We start from the raw sequence: 24,389 nt of genomic DNA, 5'->3' as shown, positions 1-24,389 counted from the left end.
CATCTCTAGATATCAGGCAAGACGTGCAATGGCCTCTGAAGCAAGTTTAGCCGTGTCTTGATGCAACATCTGATGAATCGTCTGGAATTTTTTCTTCACCACATCACGGTGACTCGTATCAAACAAGGCTTCTATGCAGGCTTGATATAAATTGGCTACCGTTGCCTGATCTTGCAATAACTCGGGTACCGCAAACTCACTGAGAAGAATATTAGGCAAGCCTACCCAAGGTATATTTGGTTTGTCTTGGCCTGATTTCCATTTCATAATCGTTTTCATCAAAGGACTTAACACATAAGAAATGACCATGGGTTTCTGGAATAAAGCCAGTTCTAGACAGGCAGTCCCACTAGCGACCAGTGCCGCATCGCAGGCTTGCATCACATCCCAAGCAATCGGCCAGTTTGAAACAGGTTCTTGGAATAAGAAAAGGTTTTTAAGAGGATAATTTTTTAAGATCGCTTTAAACTGTTTGGCCCTTTTTTCATTTACCAGCGGCACGATAAAACAGATGTCAGGATGTTCTTGTTGGAGTTTTTGGGCCGTTTCTAAGAAGCGAGGCGCCAAAAGCTCAATTTCTGTCTGGCGACTACCTGGCAAAATCGCCAAAACAGGTTTGTCTTTTGCAATCCCTAATCGTTCTCTAGAGATCAAAGGATCGGGGTTTGCGGGGATTTGTGACGCTAATGGATGGCCAACAAATGTGACAGGAATCCCCTCTTTCTCATAAATCGCTACTTCAAAGGGAAACAAAACCAACATATGTGAAACCGCTTCACGAATCTTATGGATACGCTCATAACGCCATGCCCAAATCGAAGGACTGACGTAATGAACAGTGGGAATGCCTTTTTGTTTAAGGGCGTGTTCCAGTCTTAAATTAAAGTCTGGTGCATCAATTCCCACAAACACATCTAATTGGCTTTTTAGTAATTGGTCTTTTAGTCCATAATAAGTATGGATGAGCTTAGGCAGACTTTTTAACGCATCTACATAACCAAATACGCTCAGTACATCCATATTGTACAAACTGTCTAAGCCCTCTTTTTGCATATGAGGACCACCTATCCCGATGTATTGGGCATTCATCGATTGCATCAGTCTTGAAGCAATGAGATCGCCAGATGGTTCACCTGCAACGATACCAATTTTCTTCATTTAACGTCCAATGCCTCGTTCTGAATGAGACAAAAACTGGATATAGGGTTCGATGATATTTTTATGTTCGGGATGTTCTTGTTGTAGGGCTTGAACTTGTATCAACGCTTCGCTGGTGCTAAGTTGGCGTTTAAAGATAATTTTAAAACACTCTCTTAACAAAGCGATTTGTTCAGCGGTGAACCCTCTTCTTTTTAGCCCCTCACTATTAATGCCAACAGGATGATAAGGTTGACCTGCCCCCAAGCTGTAAGGAGCGATATTTTGGCGAATCGCACTCATTCCGCCTGTCATGGAATGTTCCCCAATATTGACAAACTGGTGTGAAGCACTTAATCCACCGATAATCGCCCAATCACCAATATGAACATGACCTGCTAATTGGACACCATTGGCTAATATCGTGTGACTGCCGATCACGCAGTCATGGGCAATATGCACATAGGCCATAATCCAGTTATCATCGCCCAGTTTGGTGACCCCTTGATCTTGGATGGTTCCTGTGCTGATCGTCACAAATTCACGTATGGTATTGTGATCACCGATTTCTAGGCGGGTCGGTTCATTCGCATATTTTTTGTCCTGAGGCATACCACCAATGGAACAAAAACGATAAAAATGATTGTGTTTACCAATACGAGTATGTCCATCAATCACACAATGAGAACCGATAACGGTCCCCTCATCGATAGAGACATGTTCATGAATTTCAGTATAGGCCCCCACTTTCACACTGGGGTGTAACTTAGCACCTGGGTGGATAATGGCCGTAGGATGGATGTTCATGCAATAACCTTCTTCAATCTTTTATAAATCACGCACCGCACACATAATCGTGGCTTCGGCGACTAATTGGTCATCGACAGTGGCCCATGCCTTGTATTTTGACATCGCTTTGCTGACACGGATCGCTTCGGCATTTAACACGAGCTGATCGCCTGGCACAACAGGACGACGAAAACGTGCATTATCAATCCCCACCAAGTAATAACCTGTTTTAGATGGATCCAAAGTGCTACCATCTTCGGTACTGAATGTAAAAATAGCCGCTGCTTGTGCTAACGCCTCGATGATTAATACACCTGGCATGACTGGCAAATGAGGAAAATGGCCAGTGAAAAATGGTTCGCCAATAGACACATTTTTAATGGCTTTTATACTCTTGCCCGGTTGCATTTCTAATACGCGATCGACTAAAAGCATCGGATAACGATGTGGAATACGTTCCATGATCCCTTGAATATCAATTTGCATTTTCTCAAGTTTCCTGTTTAAGTTGATGTTCTAACTGTTGAATTCTCTTTCTCAATGAAGCTAATTGGGTAACGACTGCTGCATTTTTTTGCCATTCTTTGTGTTCCATAAGCGGGAATACAGAAGTGTATTGTCCAGGTTTTTTGATGTTTGACATCACACTTGAACCGCCTGAAAAAGTGACGCCATCAGCAATGTCCAGATGTCCCGACATCATCACGGCACCACCCAGAATACAATGATCGCCAATATGCGTAGAACCCGCGATGGCAACACAACCTGCAACGGCGGTATGACGGCCGATATGAACATTATGTGCAATCATCACCAGATTATCAATTCTCGCCCCATCTTTGATAATCGTATCATCAATTGCACCGCGATCAATCGTGGTGTTCGCCCCAATTTCTACCTTATCGCCAATTTGTACACTACCCAACTGAGCAATCTTAGACCACGCCCCTTTTTCCACCGTATGATCAGGAGCATTACCAAAACCATCGGCACCAATCACCACGCCAGAATGAATAATACACTGATTTCCAATCGTTACGTGATGATAAATCGTGACGTTGGGGTAAAGAATATTATGGTGACCAATAACGGTCGAGGCCCCGACAAAACAGCCTGCCGATATAATCGTGTTATCACCAATCACCACGTCTTTTTCGATCACCGCAAAAGGACCAATCGTCACGTTTTTACCTAGTTTTGCGGTTGGATGAATCTCGGCTTTATCCGAAATACCTGTGTGCATCTGATCCAAGCGTTCTTGGTCAAAGTACTGGCTTAGACGAGCAAACATCAGGTAAGGATCTTCACAGACCACCACGGTAAAAGAGATGGGGATTTGTCTTTCTTTAATCTCATCCAGCCCTCTTTGTGGCATGATCACCGCCGTCGCTTGACTGCTTAAAAGCAAAGGAAAGTATTTGGGATTCGCCAAAAAACAAATACTCTTCTTATCGGCTTTTTCAAGCGAAGCAATATGCTCAATCAGCACCTGTTCATCACCATGGATGGTGTACTCAATCCCTTGTAACGGTGCCTGCTGCATCAGTGCAGATAAATGAATCGCGGTCATATCAGCTTAGTTATTTTTAGTACCAAGAAGTTTTAATACTTCATCCGTAATATCAATACGGTCACTAACGGTTACCGCATCTTGCAAAATCAAATCATAGTTTTCTTTTTTCGCAATATCATCAATCGCTTGGTTAGCTTTTTCAACGATAGAGGCGATAATCTCATTACGACGACGATCAAAGTCTTCTTGGATTTCGCGTTTTTGACGACTTAAATACGTTTCTAAGTCTTTGATCTCATTCTCAGCTTTTTTCAGCTGTGTATCGTTCATGATAGAAGAATTCTTTTTATATTGTTCATACTTAGCTTGCAAATCATTAAATTTCTTCTGCCAATCATCTTCACGTTTTTTAAATTCAGCCTCAAGTTTGCTTTGGGCTTCTTTAGCAGGAGCAGAATCATGCAAGATTTTATTCGTATTAACAAAACCAATCTTTAAAGGCGCTTCATTAGTCGCAGGAGTAGCGGCAACAGAAACGGCACAAAGACCTGCAATAACAGAAGAAATAATTAATTTTTTCATATAAGAATCCTTAAAAAATTAGAAAGAGGTACCAATTTGGAATTGGAAATATTCTGTCGCATCACCCGGTTTTTTGTTCAACGGTCTGGCGTATGAGAACTGCAATGGTCCGATAGGAGAATTCCATGACAATCCTACCCCAGCAGAATAACGCCAACCGCAAGGATCTTCAACCGTACCTACTCGGTTATTACCATTTACGCAAACGGTTTTTCCAGTGGTTGTCAGCTTACCTGCATCGGCAAATAAGAACCATCTTAAACTGCGATCATGGTGTGTACCAGGGAATGGAAGATAAAGCTGTGCATTGGCATAAAGACGAGCTTGACCACCAATATAGTCACCTGTATCCAAATCGCGTGGGCCTAATGAAGACGAATCATATCCTCTTACCGAGCCAATACCGCCTAGATAAACGTTTTTAATAACAGGATAACTCTTGCTGCTGTCTAGGCTTCTACCGTAGTCCGCTGCAAAGTTAAAGGCCAACGTAAAATCGCTTGATAGCGGTACGTATTTTTGGGCAGTTGCACTTAATAGATAGTATTTTAGCCCCCATACGCCCACATCAGCATTTAACGATAACACATGACCTTCTGTTGGTGCGATCGAGTCATTACGCGTATCTTTACCCCAACCAAAGTTCAATACTAACGAGTTATTGGTCTTACCGTATTCGTCCACATAGTCGTGATAAGCTCGAGCAACAGGAATATTTGAATTACTGTCTGGCAATTCAATAATGTTTCGTTCAACGGTAAATCCACTGTAAACACGATCGGTTTCTGAAATAGGAATACCAAAATTCATGCTCAAACCGAGTGTTTTAGTCGAATAGTTACCTGAGTAATAGCTACTGTTGTTATAAGGTTTTAGTTTACGATAGTACAAAGACGTAGTACGACTAATCCCACTAGAGGTAAAGTAAGGATCCACGTGGGTAATCGAATATACGGTACTGGTGCGGCCTGTATTTACCGCCAAAGCCAAGTCTGTACCTGAACCAAAAATATTCGATTGTGAGATACTTCCTTGGAAAGACAACTTATCCGTACTACCATACCCCACCCCTAGGTTAATCATCCCTAGCGGTTTTTCAACGACATTTACGTCAATATCGATCTGGTCATTGGTGTCTGCAACAGGGGCTTGGGTGATTTTGACATCATCAAAATAACCTAAACGATTCAAACGCAACTGCGATAGTGCCAACTGTTCAGAGTTATACCATGCTGATTCCTGCTGACGAATTTCACGACGAATCACCGCATCACGTGTTCGTGTGTTACCGCCGATATTAATTCGACGTACATAAACAGGACGACCTGGTTGGACATCAATCACGATATCCAACGTCTTATCTTGTTCGTTTGGAATGATAGAAGGTGTCGCTTTAGCCATGGCAAAACCATATTTGCCCAAATGGTCTGTAATGTTGGAGATAATTTTATTCAACTTCTCTGCGTTATATAGTTCACCGTCTTTAATCGTGACCAATTCATATAACTCACCATCTCTGTCCAATAAATTACCTGCTAAACGCACACGTTGGATGTGATACGGACTACCCTCTGTAATCGTATAAGTAAGGCTAATCTTCTGACGTGTAGGTGAAATGGCGACTTGTGGCGGAGCAACGATAACATTAAAATAACCGTTATTCAGATACAAGTTTCTAATCGCATTAATATCAGCGGTTACATTATCAGCTGAGTACTTATCACTACCTGTGTACCACGTCATAAAACCAGGTGTTGTAGAGGTAATGCTATCTAAAATTTTAGAGGTTGAAAAAGCGTGATTACCGATGATGGTAATATTCTCAATTCTCGCACTCACCCCCTCGTTAATCGTAAAGTTAATCCCTACGCGGTTATTAGGTAACGGTGTTTGGGAGGCTTGAATATCAACACCATAACGACCTCTGTTTTGGTATTCTTGTTTAATCTGGTTAATCGCCAACTCTACCATAGAGGGGTCAAACGTGCGACCAGTGCTTAGTCCACCATTTGCTAAACCTTTCGTAATATCATCAGCGGAAAATACGCGTGCCCCTTTTATGGTAATGGCAGAAATAATCGGACGCTCTTTAACTTGGATAGTCAATACGCCATTATTTGAAAATAACTGTACATCAGAAAAAAGACCTGTGTTGTACAAAGCGTGAATTAAACGAGATGAACTCGCTGCATTAAAATCTTGACCTACCTTGATAGGCAAGCGAGAGTAAATCATCGATGAATCCGTGCTTTCTAGCCCTTTTATTTGAATATCTTTAACGATAAAAGCCTGAGCTGCCATAGACGTACTCAAGCCCAAAGCGACAAATAAAGCTGATTTTTTAAATGTTTTAAATGGACGCGATGCCATACATAATTCCTTTGATGATATTTAACTAAGTCTGTAAGTTTAGATTTTAAGCCATAAATAAAAAAAATACACTGAAAATACGCTAGGAGCTTAATCTTTGTATATCCAATGTAAACGTAAAAATCATTAACGCCAATAAAATAGTGTAACCCGTGACAGTTAAGGCCATCTGCACCTGTGCTGACAAGGGGCGACGAATAATCATTTCGACAACGCTAGTGAGCATTTGACCGCCATCTAAGCCAGGGATGGGGATTAAATTAAACACGCCCAAACTAATGGTAATCAAAGCAATGAATTTTAAAAAAGTGATAACACCATAACTGGCTGTTTTGCCAGCATAATTGGCAATAGAAATCGGGCCACTTAAATTTTTAACAGAGATTTCGCCACGAACCATTTTAATGATCGAGGTCACACTTTGAGAAAATGTCATGTAAGTCTGTGAAAACGCAGCAAAGATGGCCTCTACAGGAGACATTTTAATCACTTCAGTGGCGTATTTTGCTTGAATACGAGCATTGATTCTGCCGAGGAAGTCTTTGCCACCTTTTTGATTTGGCACCGCAACACGAATAGTGTTCACTGGGATATCAAGTAATTTATGATCTCTTTCGATATTAAAAACTAAGGTTTCTTCGGGGTGTTTGGCAATCATATCGACTAAACTACTCGGATTTAGGCCCTCATTCGGCAATAAGCCTTGGATAGAGAGAATCACATCCCCTGCTTTCAATCCAGCTTGTTCAGCAGGTCCGCCTGGAATAATCTCACCAATGGTGGTGATAGGCGATTTTAGACGAATACCTGATAATTTATTAAAATCGACTTTTTCAAGATTACCTGTTTGGGTGGGAAAATTTAAGGTAATACTTTTACTCTCACCATTAGCTTGAAGCAATTTTAAATTTACCTGACCGCCCAAAGTCATCGGCCCCACCAAACGAGCGTTAAATTGGTTCCAACCTTTTACGGGCACACCATTAATTTCAAGAATTAAATCTCCCTTTTGAATGCCTGCTGCGTGTGCAATAGACCCAGCAACGGGCGTTTCTAACAAGGGAATCGGCTCTTCTTGACCGTAAATATTGATACCTGTGTAGATAATCACCGCTAATAATAAGCTAAAGAAAGGCCCTGCAAAAAAGATGATAAATCGTTGAAAAGGTGTTTTTTGCGATAAGGCTTCATTTTTGTGAATATCCGTTTCTATCGGCTCAGCTAAGGGTTTCACATAACCACCTAAAGGAACCGCCGAAATCGCCCATTCAGTCCCCTTTTTGTCTATTTTTTTCAATAGAATTTTGCCAAACCCAATCGAAAAACGTTCAACTCGCACGCCAAACAAACGACAAGCGAGATAATGTCCCCACTCATGAAAACTTACCGTGATTAAAATCGTAATAATAAAAAATATAAGACTACTGAGCATTTCTTATCCATAAAATTGTTTTTTCACGCACCATTAAATCTGTATCATAGACATCATCTAAGGATTGAGGTGCGGGTAAATTCTCGGCCACCATATCATTTAATATCGCTTCAATCCCTTGTGCAATGCGAGGATAGCTAATTTCTTTATTCAAGAATGTATTAACCAACATTTCATTAGCCGCATTAAACGCATTACAGTAGGCAGAACCTAATGATAAGGCATCGTAAGCCAGTTTCAAACAGGTAAATTTGTCATAATCTGGCAATGAAAAACGTAATTCTGTTAACTGGCTTAGGTTAAACGTTGGCACATTGCTACTGATGCGATCAGGATAAGCGAGTGCGTAAGAAATAGGAATACGCATATCGGCATAGCCCATTTGTGCCAAAATGGAACCATCTGCATACTCTACCATTGAATGGACGACACTTTGGGGGTGAATCAACACTTCTATCTGTTCTCTTTGAACCCCAAAAAGATAATAAGCCTCAATTACCTCTAAGCCTTTATTAGCCATGGTAGCCGAGTCAACCGAGATTTTTCTTCCCATCGACCAGTTAGGATGTTTGCAGGCTTGTTCAGGAGTGACTTGGGCCAGTTCCGCTAATGGTGTATTCAAGAATGGGCCACCTGATGCGGTTAAAATCAGTCTTCTAAGCATCTTGGCTTGATTTTGGTTTAGGCACTGAAAAATCGCATTATGCTCAGAATCTACTGGCAATAAGGTAGCGCCACTGGCTTGTACGGTTTTTAAGAACAAATCGCCTGCTGCCACCAAGGATTCCTTATTGGCTAACAGAATTTTTTTGCCTGCTTTCGCTGCTGAGAACACAGACGATAATCCTGCAATGCCCACAATCGCTGCCACCACGGTATCTACCGCTGAATCTTGAGCCACTTCACACAAGCCCTCTTGCCCTACTAAAATTTTTGGGACCGTCAGTTCGGGACAACTTTCATAATAGGTATTGAGTTCTTGTACAGCATCTTTTGACCCTACGACCAAGACGTTGGGCAAAAAAACTTTCGCCTGTTCAAATAGCATTTTAGTGTTACGATGAGCCGTTAACGCATACACCTTAAACTTATCAGGGTGGCTAGCTATAACATTTAAGGTATTTTTACCTATGGATCCCGTAGCACCCAATATCACAACATTTTCCATATTATTGTAGGCCACTTAAATACCAAAAAATATAGATGACTGGTGCAATCGCTAGCAGTGAGTCCATTCTATCCCATACACCGCCATGTCCTGGCAATAATTGACTGGAATCTTTTACGCCCACATAACGTTTAATCATGGATTCAAATAAATCGCCCACGATGGACAAGACAGAGATCACCAAACCCGCAATAATGGGGGCTGACCAATCTAAACTGTAAGGATTCGCATATAATGCATGTCCAAATGAACCGTTAAACGCAACGGATAAACATGTCCAAAATACCCCTGCCGCAATACCGCACAAAGCACCTGATAAGGTTTTCCCAGGGCTAATAGAGACGACCAACTTTCTGCCACCGAAATATTTTCCGCCAAAATAAGCCATAATATCCGCAGCCCAGACAATTGCCATCCACGAGATAAGAAAGAGAATGCCTGCATTTTTGCCAAAGGTGTAAGACGTATATACGGTCATCCAAGTTGAGATCATGCTTAAAATGCAGAATATACCAATGAAAAGTTGGACGCTAAGTTTTGGTAAGGCTTTTTCTCTAGCGATCATAATCATGGGAGCAATAATTAACCACGAAAACGCTAATAGAATATTCAAATAGAAAAATCCTCCTAATACCGCTTCGATCCATGCGGGGTGCGTCATCATAAGACAAAACAAACCGTAAATCGCTGCTGGCACCGCATAATACACCATCAAATTTAGATACTTGTTGGCATTAGGAGTGTAAATCATGCGTAACATTTCCCACACACAAAGCGAGGCCAACAAAGCCGAAAACAGGCCAAAATAAACAGGATTATTCGATAAGGTCGTTATCAGCAAAATAACAAATAAAACAACAGCGGTAATTATTCTCTTTAAAAGCATCTTTTTAACCTTTTAGTTGATCGCTGGTACGACCGAATCTTCGCTCTCTTTGGGCATACCACTGACAAGCTTTATCAAACTCCTGATCATTCATCTCAGGCCAATACTTGTCAGTAAAATACAATTCGGTATAAGCCAGTTGCCAAATTAAAAAATTAGACAAACGACTCTCTCCCCCAGTTCGAATGAGTAAATCAGGTTCTGGGGCCCAAGACATACTCAAATGAGCCGATAAATGAGACTCATGTAATTCTTCTGCAGCCAGATTAGGATATTCATTCATCATTTTTTTGATTGCCTCTAAAATATCCCATCGGCCACCATAATTCGCACAAATCGTTAATACCAGCTTGTCATTACAAGCAGTTTCGGTTTCTGCGTAGTGTATTTCTCGTTGTAATTCTTGAGAAAAATCACTTAATTTTCCAACCACTTTTAATCGCACACCATGAGCTTTCAGTTTTTGGACCTCACGTTTTAGTGAACGAATAAAAAGATTCATCAGTAAAGATACCTCGTCTTTAGGTCTTCGCCAGTTTTCTGAACTAAACGCAAATAAAGTGAGATACGGAATCTGATGTTTCAGACAGTATTTAACGGCTCGGCGTACCGCACGGGTGCCGTAAATATGTCCTAAATTTCGAGGCATCATACGCTGTTTTGCCCATCTTCCATTGCCATCCATAATAATGGCAATGTGATTGGGCTTTTCTGTATGATTAGGAATCACCAAAGTGGAACTTTGTTGATACATATGATTAAATCGTCATGATCTCAGATTCTTTCTGAGCCACTAATGTATCAATTTCCGCCACAAATTTATCGGTAAGTTTTTGGACATCGCCTTGACCGCGACGTTCATCATCCTCAGAGATTTCCTTGTCTTTTACTAATTTTTTCAAATCGTCGTTCGCATCACGTCTTAGATTACGTACAGCAATTTTCGCATCTTCCCCTTCGCTTCTGACTACTTTTGTGAGGTCTCTACGACGCTCTTCTGTCAAAGCTGGCATCGGGACACGAATACTATCGCCTGCTGTTACGGGATTCAAACCTAGGTCTGATTCACGAATCGCCTTTTCAATCACCGCACCCATGCCCTTTTCCCAAGGTTGAACCGTTAATGTTCGTGCGTCTGCGACGTTAACAGCAGCCACTTGGCTAACGGGCACCAAAGAACCATAATACTCGACTTGTACATGATCCAAAATGCCTGCATGTGCACGTCCTGTGCGGATTTTAGAAAGATTGGTTTTCAGCGCTTCAATCGATTTTTTCATACGCTGTTCGGTTTCTTTTAAGATAGTTGACAAACTCATATATTCCCTTTTCTATATTTTCTATTAAATATGTACCAAAGTACCCTCTTGTTCGCCCATAATAACACGTTTTAAGGCACCTGGCTTATTAATTGAGAAGACTTGAATGGGTAACTTCTGATCACGACATAAGGCAAACGCCGTGGCATCCATCACTTCTAAACGACGACTAATGCACTCATCAAAACTGATTTTGTGATAAAGCGTCGCATTAGGATCTTTATTAGGGTCGCTGCTGTAAATACCATCAACTTTCGTGGCTTTTAATACAACTTCAGCCCCTATCTCAGCACCTCTTAACGCTGCGGCCGTATCCGTGGTAAAAAACGGATTACCAGTACCACCGGCGAAGATTACCGTACGTTTTTCATCTAAATAATGCAAAGATTTCAAACGAATATAAGGCTCTACTACCTGATCAAGATTTAAGGCAGATTGAACACGCGACTCTACCCCATGATGTTTCAAAGCATCCTGAAGTGCTAGCGAATTCATGACGGTTGCCATCATCCCCATATAATCAGCCGTGGCACGGTCCATACCTTGGGCACCTGGAGCAACACCTCTAAAAATATTACCGCCGCCAATAACTATGGCTAATTCCACTCCGATTTTTGCGATCTCAGCAATCTCTTCCGTCATACGAATAATCGTTGAGCGATTGATACCAAACTGATCATCGCCCATAAGTGCTTCGCCAGATAGTTTTAAAAGTACACGTTTAAATTTTGGTTCAGACATTTTCGTTCCAAGAGGGTAAATAAAATTCCGTCTATTTTAACAAGCTTAGCCCCCATAAAACAATAGCCCAAGCACATCCCAGATAAGATAAATAGGATGTTTGGTTCATATTGGTATGTTGTGTGGCCTTAAACGAATCGCTGAATATTCTGCATGCAGCGAGATCATTACCCTTTTTAATTATTTACTTCTGTTTTTGGTGATCAAAGGATTGATGATCTTTGGTAATCGTCTATTTTCAGCCATCTTACGCTCGATTGTCTTTGGTGATTCTCTATTTTCAACGATCTTACGTTTGATGGTCTTTTCTGATCCTCTGTTTTTAGTGATCTAAGGCTTGATGTTCTTTCGGTGATTCACTATTTTCAGGCATCTTGCACTCGATGGTCCTTTGAGTATTCTTGGATTTCAGCGATCTTGCCCTTGATAGTCTTTTGTGACCCTCTATTTTCAGCGATCTTACACTCGATGATCTTTTGATGATTCTCTATTTTCAGCCATCTTACACTCGATGGTCCTTTGAGTATTATTGGATTTCAGTGATCTTACGCTTGAGGGTCTTTTCTGATCCTCTGTTTTTAGTGATCTAAGGCTTGATGTTCTTTCGGTGATTCTCTATTTTCAGCGATCTTACGCTCGATGATCTTTTGATGATTTAATAACCGTTTCAGGTTAGCGCTCATAAAAAAAACCCGACAGTTTATTGTCGGGTTTTTACTAAAACGAACGATTAGTTATTGCCTGCAGCGGCAGCAGCCACTTCAGCAGCAAAGTCTAATGTACGTTTTTCAATACCTTCGCCTACTACGAATAAAGCAAATGCAGAGATGCTCGCTTTATTTGATTTAAGCATTTGTTCAACGCTAACGTTAGGATCTTTAACGAATGGTTGAGCCAATAAAGTCACTTCTTTTAGGAATTTAGCGATTGAGCCTTCAACCATCTTAGCAACGATATCAGCAGGTTTACCTGATTCAGCTGCTTTTTGTTCAGCAACTGAACGTTCACGAGCCACGTCCTCAGCAGACACGCCCTCAGCTGTTAATGCTTTAGGTTTCGTAGCAGCGATGTGCATCGCCAAATCTTTACCTACTTCTGGTGCACCTGAGAAGTCCACTAATACACCAATACGACCACCGTGAACATAGCTAGCTAATTGTTGGTCAGTGTGGAAACGTTGGAAACGACGAATCGTCATGTTTTCACCAATTTTTCCAACCAACTCTGAACGTACAGATTCTACTGTACCATCAGCTAATGGCAACTGAGCCAATGCTTCAACGTCAGCAGGGTTTTTCTCAGCTACTAGTTTTGCCAAGCTGTTTACAAAGTTCACAAACTCGTCGTTTTTCGCTACAAAGTCTGTTTCGCAGTTAACTTCGATGATAGCACCTGTTTTGTTATCATCAGAAATGAACAAGCCAATTAGACCTTCAGCAGTAATACGAGTGGCAGCTTTACTAGCCTTGTTACCTAGTTTGACACGAAGAATCTCTTCAGCACGTTCTAAGTTACCCTCAGCTTCTGTTAAAGCTTTCTTACACTCCATCATAGGAGCGTCAGTTTTTTCACGCAGTTCTTTTACCAATGCAGCAGTAATTGCAGCCATCCTATTCTCCGTTAATTAATTACTCTTGAGCATTATCTTCTGTAACGATTTCAGCGTCCATTTCCGCGATTTCGTCTTCGTCAGCATTTGCACTGATTTCGCTTAATGTACCATCTAGACGCTCTTGACGACCTTCAAGAATCGCATCAGCAACGCCTTTTGCGTAAATAGCAACTGCTTTTGCAGAGTCATCGTTACCTGGAATCACGTAATCAATACCCTCTGGGCTATGGTTAGTATCCACCACGCCAAATACTTTAATCTTTAATGTACGAGCTTCTTGGATCGCAATTTTGTGGTAGCCTACGTCGATAACAAAGATCGCTTCTGGTAAGCGAGTCATGTTCTTAATACCACCAAAAGATTTGTTTAATTTTTCAAGATTGCGTTTAAACAACAAAGCTTCTTTCTTAGTCAACTGGTCAGCTGTACCGTTTTCAACCGCTGCTTCCATGTCTTTTAGGCGTTTAATTGAACTTTTTACAGTTTTAAAGTTCGTCATCATACCGCCCAACCAACGGCTGTTAACATAAGGCATACCGCAACGAGCTGCTTCTTGAGCGATGATGTCGCGAGCGGCACGTTTTGTATCTACGAATAGAATATTACCGCCTTCCGCAGCAATTTTACGAATTTTATCCGTAGCATCGATAAATTTTTCTACTGTTTTTTCTAGGTTAATGATATGGATTTTGTTACGTTGACCGAAAATGTACTGAGCCATTTTTGGGTTCCAGTAACGAGTTTGGTGACCAAAGTGAGCACCTGCTTCCAATAATTCACGCATTAGTGACATAATAAATAACTCCAAAGGTTACGTTTTTTTGGGTTTAGATAATTGGCATTCCTTAACACCAACACCTAAGGAAAAAACCCAAACATATTAAAAAAGATAACTCTCTTTGCTAAGAAAATGTTAAAATCAATAGCAAAGACTTTTGATTATACACCTATTTAACTTATTTGTTCAAGTACTATGCAAATTTTAAAAACAACTCAAGATATTGCCAAAATGAAAGCTGCTTGCGAAGCTGCTGCCAGTGTACTCGATTATATTGAACCTTTTATACAAGCAGGTGTGACCACTTACGAGCTTGATCAGCTATGCTTGAAATATATCACTGAGGTATTGCACGCTAAATCAGCCACTATTGGCTATCAAATGAGCCCAGAATTCCCTCCTTACCCCGGAAGTGTTTGTATTTCACCTAATCACGTGGTATGTCATGGTATTCCAAATGACAAGAAACTTAAAAACGGCGACATTTTGAATATTGATGTAACGGTTATTAAAGATGGTTGGTATGGGGATACCAGTCGCATGTTTACCGTTGGCACCCCATCCATACTTGCTAAACGTCTGATTGATATTACTTACGAATCGATGTGGAAAGGGATTGAAAAAGTTCGCCCAGGTGCTACCTTAGGGGATATTGGACACGCGATTCAAACACATGCTCAGAATGCTGGTTTTTCCGTTGTTCGCGAGTATTGCGGTCACGGCGTGGGTAAGATTTTTCACGATGAACCCCAGATACTTCACTATGGTAAACCTAATACTGGGATGAAGCTATTTGAAGGACTTACCTTTACCATCGAACCCATGATTAATGCAGGCAAAAAAGATATTAAACATTTAAGTGATGGCTGGACAGTCGTTACCAAGGATCATAGTTTGACTGCCCAGTGGGAACATGTCGTACGCGTGACGGCTGATGGTTACGAGGTATTAACACTTTCACCGAACTGCCCACCGCCACCGAGTTTTGTTAAATCTGCAAATACTTAGCCTTACAAGCTTTTTAGCAAGGTAATATTCCATACATAACAATGGGTTATACAAATAACTTAAAGTTATGCTTAAGTATTAGGTAATTTTATTAATATTCAATAAGTTATGGTGACAAGTTAAAGTGATTTGATGATTTTTTTGGTGTTAATATGAATAATATCATAAAGTTAAAAGACAAATATAAGGCTGATTGCGAGGAAGTTATTCTATCCTATAGAAATAATTCAATAGATGCTAATGGTCTTATCTTATCACTTTCTCGTGCCACCGATAATTTACTTAACGCATTTATTCAGCACTATCCCTTACCGCCTCAGACCGCTTTATGTGCCGTAGGAGGATATGGTCGCGAACAAATGTTTCCCTATTCTGATGTGGATTTGCTGATCATCACCCCCGATGAAATCAGTGATCAAGATACAGAAAAGTTGGAAAGATTGGTGACGGCTTTTTGGGATTTAGGGCTAAAAATTGGTTACAGCGTTCGCACCATCGCACAATGCCTAGAAGAAGCCCATCAGGACATTGCCACAGAAACTTCTTTTTTGGATATTCGTTTTTTAGCAGGCGATAAAACGCCCTATGACACCTTTAACACCCAGTTTTGGCAACAGTTTGATGCGGGTGCTTTTTTTCTGGCCAAAAAACTAGAATTACAACAGCGTTATCAACGATTTAACGATACTCCTTTTGTGATTGAGCCTAATTGTAAAGAATCTCCAGGGGCATTAAGAGATATTCATCTGATACATTGGTTAGCAAAAGCGGCTAAGTTAGGCTCCACTTGGGAAGGACTAATACAAGCGGGTCTTATGCTGGCGAATGAAGCAAAAACCTTAACAAAAGTTGAACATGAGTTTATCCGCTTACGAGTAGCATTGCATTTATTGGCGAAAAAAAATGAAGATCGGCTTATTTACGACTGGCAACCACAATTAGCTGAAATTTTTAAATTAGGCGATTCACATCAAAAAAGACCCAGTGAAATACTCATGCGAAATTATTACTGGGGAGCCAGAATTGTCTATCAACTCATGCGGTTTTTATTGCAAAGTTTTCAGGATTATTTCTACCCTAATGCCACCCAGACAAGCATTCCCATCGATGAACATTTTTTTAATCGTTCTGGTCGCTTAGATATTTATGATCAAAACTTATTTATCAAAAAACCAGAGGAAATTTTACGCACATTTATTGTCATGGCGGATCATCCTGAGATTTCAGAACTTCATGTCAATACAGCACGAGCGATATGGAAAGCAGGTTCAAAAATCAATAAACAATTTAGAGAAAATCCTGTCAACAAAAAACAGTTTATCGAGATTTTTAAACGAAATCGTGGCATTGTGCACAATCTACGCCGCATGATTATGCTAGATGTACTGCCCCGCTATCTTCCAGTGTTTAAAAAGATTGTGGGGATGCTACAACACGATCATTACCATATTTATACCGTTGATCAACACACCATTCAGGTTATTCGCCATCTCAGACGATATTCCATGGATGAACATGCACAAGAAGATCCGTTTGCCAGTGCCGTGATGAATAATTTTGAACACCCTTGGCTACTGTATTTAGCAGCCCTTTTTCACGATATTGCCAAAGGACGTGGTGGCGATCACTCAGAATTAGGGGCGATTGATGCTGAGAATTTTGCACGCAGTCATTACCTGAGCGAGTCCGAAACGGAACTGATGGTCTTTTTGGTCAAAGAACATTTATTCTTATCGGCCACCGCCCAAAAACGCGATTTATCGGATCCCGAGGTCATTCAACATTTTGTTCAAAAAGTCAAAGATGAACAGCACTTATCCGCTTTATACTTATTAACCATTTCGGATATTCAAGGCACCAGCCCCAAGGTGATGACTCAGTGGAAATCCATGCAGATTAACCAACTCTATCAAACTGCCTTAGCCTATATGGGCGGTAAATCTCACGATAATCAAAGCGTATTGAGCCAAAGAAAACAAGAAGCGGCTCACAAAGTGGAGTTATCGGGGATATTAAAACAGGACAGAGATACTTTTTGGAATGCCATGGATGTCGCTTATTTTTTAAGACATACCTCAGATGAAATCGCTTGGCATACGCGGATTTTACACCCCTATATGCAAAAGGATGATATCACCATCATTCGTTCTCGGCCTTTGATCAATGCCTTGCAAATCATGGTATATACTCACGACAAAAAGAATTTATTTGAGATTATCTGTGCTTATTTTTATAAACGTAAAATCAATATTCTCGAAGCCAAAATCCATACTTGCCCAAATCAGCAAGCATTGGATAGCTTTCTCGTGACCAGCCCCCAGATTAAAGAAGATGCTCGTTCTTGTGCCTCGATTATTGAGGTCGAACTACAAGAACAGTTGTTAAACCCCCAATTACCTGCTATTGGTACCGATTTTACATTTGGCGAAAGACATAGACGGTTGAAAACATTTCCTTTGGTCCCCACTATCGATCTTAGTCCAGATGAAAAAAATGCCAACTGGCGTCTTGATTTAGTCTGTATCAATATGCCTGGCGTGCTTTATACCATGAGTTATTACTTTGCCAAATATCATATTGAGATTAAAATGGCCAAAGTAATGACATTAGGTGATCGCGTGGAAGACGTTTTTATCCTGAATGGACAGGCACTTAATAATCCTAGAACACAACTGGATTTTAAGCGTGATGTATTAGATGCTTTAAGTAACATTAACCCATATAAATCATGACTGTTTACGAATCTTTTATTATTCTGACCCAAAGCTTTTTACTGATTATTGGTACGATATTGCCGATCATCAACCCACCTGGTGCGGCCCCTATCTTTCTATCCTTTACAAAAGGGGCTTCACAGTCCGTAAGACAAATATTGGCCAAACGCATTGCGATAAACACCTTTATTATCCTTACGATCTCGACGTGGATTGGCAGTATTATCTTGGGCTTTTTTGGCATCTCCATCCCGATCGTACGTTTAGGTGGGGGCTTGTTAGTGATGAGCAGTGCATGGAGCTTATTAAACGCTAAAGATGTCGATGCCGACACAACTGAGGCCTATGCGGAATCTCACAATGTCAAAAAAGCGGAACAAAGCACTTTTTTCCCCTTTACATTCCCTATTCTTTGCGGACCTGGAAGTATTTCTGCCGCCATTACCATTGGTTCGGTCATTCATGGTCAAAGCGATACCGGCAGTTTCTTATTAAGTAGTTTAGGAAACTTACTGGGCATTTTCGCATTAGCGGTGATGGTGTATTTTTGTCTAAGATTTGCTACCAAGATTTTGCACTTCTTAGGTGAAACAGGCACGCTTATTTTTATGAAACTCTCTGCATTTATATTATTATGTATTGGCATACAAATCGTATGGCTAGGATTACATGATTTGTACGTGCAGTTATACTATGAAACTCAAACCCCTACTATTTTTAATTTTAAAAAATGAATACTCAACGTTTACTGAATCTTAACTGTCTTTTGTCTTTGTTGGCCGTCGTTTTTGCCTTAATCTCTCAACACTTTTTTGATATGAGGCCTTGTGCATGGTGCTCATTCCAACGTTTCATCTATCTGTGTCTTGCGGCCGTTTGCTTAGTGAGCTTTTTTACGCCTATCCGCGTGATACGTCGATTTTGGGCACTGCTGAGTCTAGGCATCAGTGTAGCGGGGATTTCTGCAGCATGGTTCCAGTATTCCGTTGCACAAAACTTATTTAGTTGCGATATGACGTTTGCAGATAGATTTATGCACCAAATCAGCGGATTAGATACGGCCGTGCCTTGGTTATTTGGTATTTACGCCAGTTGCATGGATGCAAAAGTAAGCATTTGGGGCATTGATTACGCATTATGGTCATTATTTTTATTTTCTTTATTAGCTTTTATTTCTTTAATCGCTTTATTTATTCGTGACCAGAAAAAAAACGTACAGGAGGATTGACAAACGATGAATATTCAGCAAATCATCAAGGAAAATCATTTAGAACAATGGTTTTTTCAAGGAACATTTGGCATAGAAAAAGAGGGACATCGCATTGATGCACACGGAAATATCATGACCTCCCCTCATCCTCATATTTTCGGCAACCGTTCCTACCATCCTTACATCCAAACTGATTTTGCTGAAAGTCAATTAGAACTCATCACGCCTACCGCCAAAAGTATTCAAGAATGCCTGCGTTGGTTAGGTACGATTCATGAGGTCGTCTGGCGTTCTTTACCTGAAAATGAATACATCACCCCGCTTAGCATGCCAACGGATCTCAGTAATCTTGAAAGCATTAAGGTTGCTCAGTTTGATGACCCAAAAGATGTTGCCTATCGTGATTATTTAGTGAATGTTTACGGAAAAGCCAAACAAATGGTCAGTGGCATTCATTATAATTTTCAAATCGATCCGTTTGTCACGGAGCAAATCTTCCAAAAACAAGAAAAATACAGCCATTACCTCGATTTCAACAATGCATTTTATTTAAAAATCGCCAAGAACTTCTTTCGTTATCAATGGGTATTGGTTTATTTATTAAGTGCATCCCCAACCGTTGATCCTGCTTATTTCTCGTCTTTTAATAAAGCCCCTGCCATTCCTTTTGTGCGTAGTTTACGTTCTAGCCAATATGGCTATGTCAACCATCCTGATATTCAAGTATCTTTTAATAGTATTGAAGACTACGTTCGAACGTTAGAAGAACATGTTCAAGCAGGACGTTTGATCGCTGAAAAAGAATTCTACTCGAATGTTCGTTTTAGAGGGGGCTCACAAGCCAGAGAATTACTGAGCCGAGGCATCCAGTACTTAGAGTTTCGTTTATTTGATCTTAATCCATTTGCTCCTTACGGGATCACGCAGGCCGACGCACAGTTTATACATGCGTTTATCTTACTGATGGCTTGGATGGACGAGACAGCAGATAATGAGGGGGTCAAAAAAGGACAAGATTATTTAAATCAAGTCGCTTTGGAGAATCCTTTTGAGCCCACTGTTCATCAAGATGAGGGAATTCAGTTAATTAAACAAATGATGGCGATGCTTCAAACCTTACATGCGGATCCGTCTTATCTAGATATTGCACAGCAAAAACTTGATTTATTCCACCATCCCGAACAAACCCTATCAGCACAACTCGTCACCGCCATTAAATCGACTGGCAGTGCGAAACAATTAGCAAGCGAGATAGCGATAAAAAACAAAGCTCAAGCATTAGAAACTCCCTACTGCTTATCTGCTTTTCAACATATGGAATTATCCACTCAAGCACTTATTTTTGATGCGATACAAAAAGGTATTGCTACTGAAATTTTAGATGAGCAAGATCAGTTTCTATGTCTCAAGCACCGCTCTCATATCGAATATGTCAAAAATGGCAATATGACTTCTCGTGACCAATACATTGCTCCCTTAATCATGGAAAACAAAGTGGTCACGAAGAAAGTGTTAGAAAAAGCGGGTTTTCGAGTACCTAAAAGCACGCAATACCTCACGTTGGAACAAGCGATCGCCGACTTTGCTTTATATGAACATAAAGCCATTGTGATTAAGCCCAAAAGCACCAATTTTGGTTTAGGCATTACCATCTTCCGTCAAGGCCCTCAAAATTTTGAAGACTTTGTACAAGCTGTCAAAATAGCCTTTAAAGAAGACAAAGAAATCATGATTGAGGCGTTTATTCCAGGCACAGAGTATCGTTTTTTTGTTTTGGGAAATGAAACCTTAGCGATCTTATTAAGGGTTCCCGCCCACGTTATCGGTGATGGAGAACATACCGTTTCTGAACTCATTGATGAGAAAAATCGTCATCCTTTACGCGGGGATGGTAGTCGTACGCCTTTGAAAAAAATACAAAAAGGTGATATAGAAATACTGCAATTAAAAGAACAGGGATTAACGCTAGACAGCATTCCTAAAAAAGGTGAACATGTCTTGCTTCGTGCCAACTCCAATATCAGTACGGGTGGTGACTCGATTGATATGACGGATCAGATGGATGAATCTTACAAAAAACTAGCTGTTGGTATCACGCAGGCAATGGGTGCGGCGGTATGTGGTGTCGATATGATGATTACCGATTATACCCAGCCAGCGTCTGAAAACAATTGGGGAGTCATTGAAACGAATTTCAATCCCATGATGATGATGCACATCTTCCCCTACCAAGGAAAATCCAGAAGAATCAGCTTAAATGTTTTGCAAATGCTCTTTCCTGAGCTGAAAATTATTTGATTCTTATTCATTAAAGCCATTCACCTCTTTTTGATGAATGGCTTTTAATGATTGATTGGCGTGACACGAGGCCCCGCTTTTTGATGAATGGCTTGGCCTTAACTTTCTCGACTTTCGCCCAAACGTTTTAAATACGCCTCATCCACATCGCCTGTGACGTAATAACCATCAAAGCAAGACGATTCAAAATCTTTAATATGAGGATTGATAGCACGTAAGCAGTCTTTTAAGCTATCTAAATCTTGATACACCAATCCATTTGCTGTAATCGCCTTAGCCACTTCTTCGGTACTACGATTAAAGGCGATCAATTCTTTCTGAGTGGGCATATCAATTCCATAAACATTAGGGAATCGCACAGCAGGTGCCGCACTAGCAAAATACACCTTACGAGCTCCCGCATCTCTAGCCATCTCTGCAATTTCACGACTGGTGGTGCCACGAACAATAGAATCATCCACTAATAGAACGCTTTTGCCTTTAAATTCAGCACTCATAGCGTTCAATTTTTGACGAACTGATTTTTTTCTCACCGCTTGGCCAGGCATAATAAAGGTGCGACCGATATAACGGTTTTTAATAAAGCCTTCACGATAATCTAAATTTAAACGTGAGGCCAGCTGCATTGCTGAGGGACGTGAAGTGTCTGGAATCGGCATCACCACATCAATATCGCCCAAACGCAGTTCTTTTGCTACTTTATCGGCCAATACCTCACCCATGGCTAAACGAGCGTTATACACATTAATACCATCTATCGTAGAGTCTGGACGTGCAAAATAAACATATTCAAATAAACAAGGTCTTAACTGAGAATGTTCGGCACATTGTTGACTAAAAATTTGGCGTTCGTTATTGATAAATACCGCTTCACCAGGTTCAATGTCTCTAACTAGTTCAAAGCCCACACCAGATAAAGCCACTGATTCAGAGGCAAACATATATTCTGTGCCTTGCTCTGTCTCATTCTTACCCATACATAAGGGACGAATCGCATTCGGATCGCGAAAAGCCAACATACCATAATCGGCGATTTGGACAACCACTGCATACGCCCCTTTCACGCGTTTGTGAACCTGTGCCACCGCTGCAAATAACTCATCTGGCGTAGGATTAAGTCCTGTGACGTGATTTTGAATCTCATGTGCCAATACATTCAGCAAGACTTCAGAATCAGAGTTCGTATTAATATGTCGTCTATCCACACGGAAAAGATGTTTGCGAAGTTGTTGAGCATTCGTCAGATTACCATTAGTGGCAAACATGAGACCAAAAGGTGCGTTCACGTAAAAAGGTTGAGCTTCTTCCTCACTGCTACATGAACCAGCGGTCGGATAACGTACATGCCCAACACCGCTATTGCCCAACAAACTTCTCATATTTCGTGTGCGAAAAACATCACGGACCATTCCATTTGCTTTAAATAAGCCAAAGATACTGCCATTAACGGTTGCAATCCCCGCCGCATCTTGTCCGCGATGCTGTAACAACAAAAGACTATCATAGACTAATTGGTTAACACTATTGTTACCAACGACACCCACCACGCCACACATAATAATTACTCACTCCCACTACTTATAGACTCGAAATTCTGATATTCAAGCGACCATTCACTGCTTACTTTTTTCACTAACTGTTGAATGGGCGTTGGCATCCGAGCATTTTGCCACCAATCTTCTTTAGAAAAGCCCAAGTAATCACTAAACACCACGATAATCGCAACAATAATGAACCCTCTTACCAGCCCAAAAATCATTCCCAAGCCTTTGTCGGCTGGCGTAAGCCCTGTTCCTGTGATTAATTTAGCAAATAAATAGTTAATCACGCCCATCAACAGCAAAATAGCAATAAACACTAGGACATACGACATGACCAAGGCAATTAACTCATGCTCAATATAACTGTAAACCAAAGGATATGCTTTAGGGCCAAGCCATAAGGTTCCTATCAAAGCAACTGCATAAGAAATTAAAGAAAAAATCTCTCTAACCAGACCTCTTAAAAGCCCTACCAAACCAGATAAAACAATGATTGATAATAATAAAATATCAAATGTGTTCATTACTTACCTTTTGGTATCAAATGACTGTAGTTTAGAGTTTTTATAACCTAGTGCAGCTGCTTTTTTAAGCACCGCATCAGCCTCTTTTTTCTGCACAAACGGCCCTATTCTTAAACGAAATAGTTTCTGTCCTCTGATGACGGCTGGCTCAATATAACCATTTGAAATACCATTCGTTTGGAGCTGACGTAATCTCTGTTTAGCATATGACTCTTCTTTAAACGCAGCCAGCTGGATATAATACGCTGTTCGACTGGCGGTTTGGGTGGCGACAGGAGTCTTTCTACCCTCTAAAATAGCCAATGCTTCAGCACCATCCTGATCACGCGTAGGGTTGGCTTCTGGCGTAGGTTTCACCGTTTTTTTAGGGGTTGTCTTTTTCTCTACTTTCTGAATCGGTGCTACAGGCTTTTTCTCTGTCTTCGTTGGCTCATTCTGCACCAGTTTTCGTTCAGGCTTGGGGGCTTCTGTGACTTGGGCAACTGGCACTTCAACCTTCTTAGCATTTTCAGTTACCTCTGTCTGGGCAGGTGTTTCAACATATTCACGCCCCTCACCTGGTACCGTTGCGGCCACAGGTTTAGCATTATTGGTCGTTAACCCATTAGGATAGGTTACTTGGAGTGACTGTCTTCTGTTTTCGGTATCAACTTTTAGAACAACCGGCACGATAATAATCGCCAATACCACCAAAATGATGGCACCGATTAGTCTATTTCTAGCACGTAAATAAGAAGCATCCGTTTGTCTTTCGGGTTGTGTCATAG

The 24,389-nt window shown here is 40.8% G+C and carries 22 protein-coding genes; 5 read left to right on the top strand and 17 right to left on the bottom strand.

Annotated features, from left to right (window positions below):
• Positions 1-12: 12 nt before the first annotated feature.
• The 14 genes from lpxB to rpsB all read right to left on the bottom strand — a co-directional run bounded on the left by lpxB (position 13) and on the right by rpsB (position 14,342).
• Positions 13-1,158: a lipid-A-disaccharide synthase gene (lpxB, locus tag IX83_RS04215; protein WP_038499585.1), complete on the bottom strand. Its 1,146-nt coding sequence runs from the start codon at positions 1,156-1,158 to the stop codon at positions 13-15.
• Positions 1,159-1,944, bottom strand: coding sequence for an acyl-ACP--UDP-N-acetylglucosamine O-acyltransferase (gene lpxA / locus IX83_RS04210; RefSeq protein WP_038499581.1), 786 nt, complete (start codon positions 1,942-1,944; stop codon positions 1,159-1,161).
• Between the two features lie 21 nt (positions 1,945-1,965).
• Complete coding sequence (gene fabZ / locus IX83_RS04205) at positions 1,966-2,412, bottom strand: 3-hydroxyacyl-ACP dehydratase FabZ (protein ID WP_038499578.1); 447 nt, start codon at positions 2,410-2,412, stop codon at positions 1,966-1,968.
• Positions 2,413-2,416: 4 nt separating this feature from the next.
• Complete coding sequence (gene lpxD / locus IX83_RS04200) at positions 2,417-3,496, bottom strand: UDP-3-O-(3-hydroxymyristoyl)glucosamine N-acyltransferase (RefSeq protein WP_038499575.1); 1,080 nt, start codon at positions 3,494-3,496, stop codon at positions 2,417-2,419.
• A gap of 6 nt (positions 3,497-3,502) precedes the next feature.
• On the bottom strand, positions 3,503-4,021 hold the full coding sequence (locus IX83_RS04195) for an OmpH family outer membrane protein (RefSeq protein ID WP_038499572.1): 519 nt from the start codon (positions 4,019-4,021) through the stop codon (positions 3,503-3,505).
• Positions 4,022-4,039: 18 nt separating this feature from the next.
• Complete coding sequence (bamA, locus tag IX83_RS04190; protein ID WP_038499570.1) at positions 4,040-6,391, bottom strand: outer membrane protein assembly factor BamA; 2,352 nt, start codon at positions 6,389-6,391, stop codon at positions 4,040-4,042.
• A gap of 82 nt (positions 6,392-6,473) precedes the next feature.
• A complete protein-coding gene (rseP, locus tag IX83_RS04185; RefSeq protein ID WP_038499567.1) occupies positions 6,474-7,823 on the bottom strand; it encodes an RIP metalloprotease RseP in 1,350 nt (449 codons plus the stop codon).
• Positions 7,813-8,991 (bottom strand): 1-deoxy-D-xylulose-5-phosphate reductoisomerase, encoded by a 1,179-nt coding sequence (dxr, locus tag IX83_RS04180; protein WP_038499564.1) that lies wholly within the window; start codon positions 8,989-8,991, stop codon positions 7,813-7,815. The genes rseP and dxr overlap by 11 nt, the downstream gene beginning before the upstream one ends.
• A 1-nt stretch (position 8,992) precedes the next feature.
• Entirely contained in the window at positions 8,993-9,877 is an 885-nt protein-coding gene (locus tag IX83_RS04175) for a phosphatidate cytidylyltransferase (RefSeq protein WP_038499561.1), read from the bottom strand.
• A gap of 4 nt (positions 9,878-9,881) precedes the next feature.
• Positions 9,882-10,631: a polyprenyl diphosphate synthase gene (gene uppS, locus IX83_RS04170; RefSeq protein WP_038499558.1), complete on the bottom strand. Its 750-nt coding sequence runs from the start codon at positions 10,629-10,631 to the stop codon at positions 9,882-9,884.
• Between the two features lie 4 nt (positions 10,632-10,635).
• The gene (gene frr, locus IX83_RS04165) at positions 10,636-11,196 is read right to left on the bottom strand and encodes a ribosome recycling factor (RefSeq protein ID WP_038499555.1); all 561 of its coding nucleotides are present in this window, start codon (positions 11,194-11,196) and stop codon (positions 10,636-10,638) included.
• Between the two features lie 24 nt (positions 11,197-11,220).
• Positions 11,221-11,937, bottom strand: a complete 717-nt coding sequence (gene pyrH, locus IX83_RS04160; protein ID WP_038499551.1) for a UMP kinase — start codon at positions 11,935-11,937, stop codon at positions 11,221-11,223.
• Between the two features lie 730 nt (positions 11,938-12,667).
• The gene (gene tsf / locus IX83_RS04150; RefSeq protein WP_038499545.1) at positions 12,668-13,546 is read right to left on the bottom strand and encodes a translation elongation factor Ts; all 879 of its coding nucleotides are present in this window, start codon (positions 13,544-13,546) and stop codon (positions 12,668-12,670) included.
• Positions 13,547-13,565: 19 nt separating this feature from the next.
• On the bottom strand, positions 13,566-14,342 hold the full coding sequence (gene rpsB / locus IX83_RS04145; RefSeq protein ID WP_038499544.1) for a 30S ribosomal protein S2: 777 nt from the start codon (positions 14,340-14,342) through the stop codon (positions 13,566-13,568).
• 180 nt (positions 14,343-14,522) lie between these two features.
• Here rpsB and map point away from each other — a divergent pair, with 180 nt between their 5' ends.
• The 5 genes from map to gshAB all read left to right on the top strand — a co-directional run bounded on the left by map (position 14,523) and on the right by gshAB (position 21,557).
• Positions 14,523-15,335 (top strand): type I methionyl aminopeptidase, encoded by an 813-nt coding sequence (gene map, locus IX83_RS04140; RefSeq protein WP_038499541.1) that lies wholly within the window; start codon positions 14,523-14,525, stop codon positions 15,333-15,335.
• Between the two features lie 152 nt (positions 15,336-15,487).
• The gene (locus tag IX83_RS04135) at positions 15,488-18,067 is read left to right on the top strand and encodes a [protein-PII] uridylyltransferase (RefSeq protein WP_038499538.1); all 2,580 of its coding nucleotides are present in this window, start codon (positions 15,488-15,490) and stop codon (positions 18,065-18,067) included.
• Entirely contained in the window at positions 18,064-18,783 is a 720-nt protein-coding gene (locus tag IX83_RS04130) for a MarC family protein (RefSeq protein WP_038499535.1), read from the top strand. The genes IX83_RS04135 and IX83_RS04130 overlap by 4 nt, the downstream gene beginning before the upstream one ends.
• Positions 18,780-19,277: a disulfide bond formation protein B gene (locus IX83_RS04125; RefSeq protein ID WP_038499532.1), complete on the top strand. Its 498-nt coding sequence runs from the start codon at positions 18,780-18,782 to the stop codon at positions 19,275-19,277. The genes IX83_RS04130 and IX83_RS04125 overlap by 4 nt, the downstream gene beginning before the upstream one ends.
• Before the next feature lie 6 nt (positions 19,278-19,283).
• A complete protein-coding gene (gene gshAB / locus IX83_RS04120; RefSeq protein WP_038499529.1) occupies positions 19,284-21,557 on the top strand; it encodes a bifunctional glutamate--cysteine ligase GshA/glutathione synthetase GshB in 2,274 nt (757 codons plus the stop codon).
• 98 nt (positions 21,558-21,655) lie between these two features.
• On the opposite strand, the gene purF is transcribed toward gshAB, so the two are convergent.
• From purF to IX83_RS04105, 3 genes are read right to left on the bottom strand one after another with little or no spacing between them, the layout of a single operon-like run.
• Positions 21,656-23,113 carry an amidophosphoribosyltransferase gene (gene purF / locus IX83_RS04115; RefSeq protein WP_038499526.1) on the bottom strand — a complete coding sequence of 486 codons (1,458 nt, stop codon included), beginning with the start codon at positions 23,111-23,113 and terminating at the stop codon, positions 21,656-21,658.
• 5 nt (positions 23,114-23,118) lie between these two features.
• Positions 23,119-23,622, bottom strand: a complete 504-nt coding sequence (locus IX83_RS04110; protein WP_051919259.1) for a CvpA family protein — start codon at positions 23,620-23,622, stop codon at positions 23,119-23,121.
• A gap of 3 nt (positions 23,623-23,625) precedes the next feature.
• Positions 23,626-24,387, bottom strand: a complete 762-nt coding sequence (locus IX83_RS04105; protein ID WP_038499523.1) for an SPOR domain-containing protein — start codon at positions 24,385-24,387, stop codon at positions 23,626-23,628.
• Positions 24,388-24,389: the final 2 nt, after the last annotated feature.

Origin of the sequence: Basilea psittacipulmonis DSM 24701 (assembly GCF_000743945.1) — a bacterium.
Taxonomy (GTDB): Bacteria; Pseudomonadota; Gammaproteobacteria; order Burkholderiales; family Burkholderiaceae_B; genus Basilea; species Basilea psittacipulmonis.
Note: the sequence above shows the minus strand (reverse complement) of the source record. Positions and strands in the feature narration are given on the sequence as shown.

What these genes read in the sequence shown, in the direction of transcription:
- lpxB (WP_038499585.1), bottom strand. Translation starts at nt 1,158, where the DNA reads ATGAAGAAAATTGGTATCGTTGCAGGTGAACCATCTGGCGATCTCATT.
- lpxA (WP_038499581.1), bottom strand. Translation starts at nt 1,944, where the DNA reads ATGAACATCCATCCTACGGCCATTATCCACCCAGGTGCTAAGTTACAC.
- fabZ (WP_038499578.1), bottom strand. Translation starts at nt 2,412, where the DNA reads ATGCAAATTGATATTCAAGGGATCATGGAACGTATTCCACATCGTTAT.
- lpxD (WP_038499575.1), bottom strand. Translation starts at nt 3,496, where the DNA reads ATGACCGCGATTCATTTATCTGCACTGATGCAGCAGGCACCGTTACAA.
- IX83_RS04195 (WP_038499572.1), bottom strand. Translation starts at nt 4,021, where the DNA reads ATGAAAAAATTAATTATTTCTTCTGTTATTGCAGGTCTTTGTGCCGTT.
- bamA (WP_038499570.1), bottom strand. Translation starts at nt 6,391, where the DNA reads ATGGCATCGCGTCCATTTAAAACATTTAAAAAATCAGCTTTATTTGTC.
- rseP (WP_038499567.1), bottom strand. Translation starts at nt 7,823, where the DNA reads ATGCTCAGTAGTCTTATATTTTTTATTATTACGATTTTAATCACGGTA.
- dxr (WP_038499564.1), bottom strand. Translation starts at nt 8,991, where the DNA reads ATGGAAAATGTTGTGATATTGGGTGCTACGGGATCCATAGGTAAAAAT.
- IX83_RS04175 (WP_038499561.1), bottom strand. Translation starts at nt 9,877, where the DNA reads ATGCTTTTAAAGAGAATAATTACCGCTGTTGTTTTATTTGTTATTTTG.
- uppS (WP_038499558.1), bottom strand. Translation starts at nt 10,631, where the DNA reads ATGTATCAACAAAGTTCCACTTTGGTGATTCCTAATCATACAGAAAAG.
- frr (WP_038499555.1), bottom strand. Translation starts at nt 11,196, where the DNA reads ATGAGTTTGTCAACTATCTTAAAAGAAACCGAACAGCGTATGAAAAAA.
- pyrH (WP_038499551.1), bottom strand. Translation starts at nt 11,937, where the DNA reads ATGTCTGAACCAAAATTTAAACGTGTACTTTTAAAACTATCTGGCGAA.
- tsf (WP_038499545.1), bottom strand. Translation starts at nt 13,546, where the DNA reads ATGGCTGCAATTACTGCTGCATTGGTAAAAGAACTGCGTGAAAAAACT.
- rpsB (WP_038499544.1), bottom strand. Translation starts at nt 14,342, where the DNA reads ATGTCACTAATGCGTGAATTATTGGAAGCAGGTGCTCACTTTGGTCAC.
- map (WP_038499541.1), top strand. Translation starts at nt 14,523, where the DNA reads ATGCAAATTTTAAAAACAACTCAAGATATTGCCAAAATGAAAGCTGCT.
- IX83_RS04135 (WP_038499538.1), top strand. Translation starts at nt 15,488, where the DNA reads ATGAATAATATCATAAAGTTAAAAGACAAATATAAGGCTGATTGCGAG.
- IX83_RS04130 (WP_038499535.1), top strand. Translation starts at nt 18,064, where the DNA reads ATGACTGTTTACGAATCTTTTATTATTCTGACCCAAAGCTTTTTACTG.
- IX83_RS04125 (WP_038499532.1), top strand. Translation starts at nt 18,780, where the DNA reads ATGAATACTCAACGTTTACTGAATCTTAACTGTCTTTTGTCTTTGTTG.
- gshAB (WP_038499529.1), top strand. Translation starts at nt 19,284, where the DNA reads ATGAATATTCAGCAAATCATCAAGGAAAATCATTTAGAACAATGGTTT.
- purF (WP_038499526.1), bottom strand. Translation starts at nt 23,113, where the DNA reads ATGTGTGGCGTGGTGGGTGTCGTTGGTAACAATAGTGTTAACCAATTA.
- IX83_RS04110 (WP_051919259.1), bottom strand. Translation starts at nt 23,622, where the DNA reads ATGAACACATTTGATATTTTATTATTATCAATCATTGTTTTATCTGGT.
- IX83_RS04105 (WP_038499523.1), bottom strand. Translation starts at nt 24,387, where the DNA reads ATGACACAACCCGAAAGACAAACGGATGCTTCTTATTTACGTGCTAGA.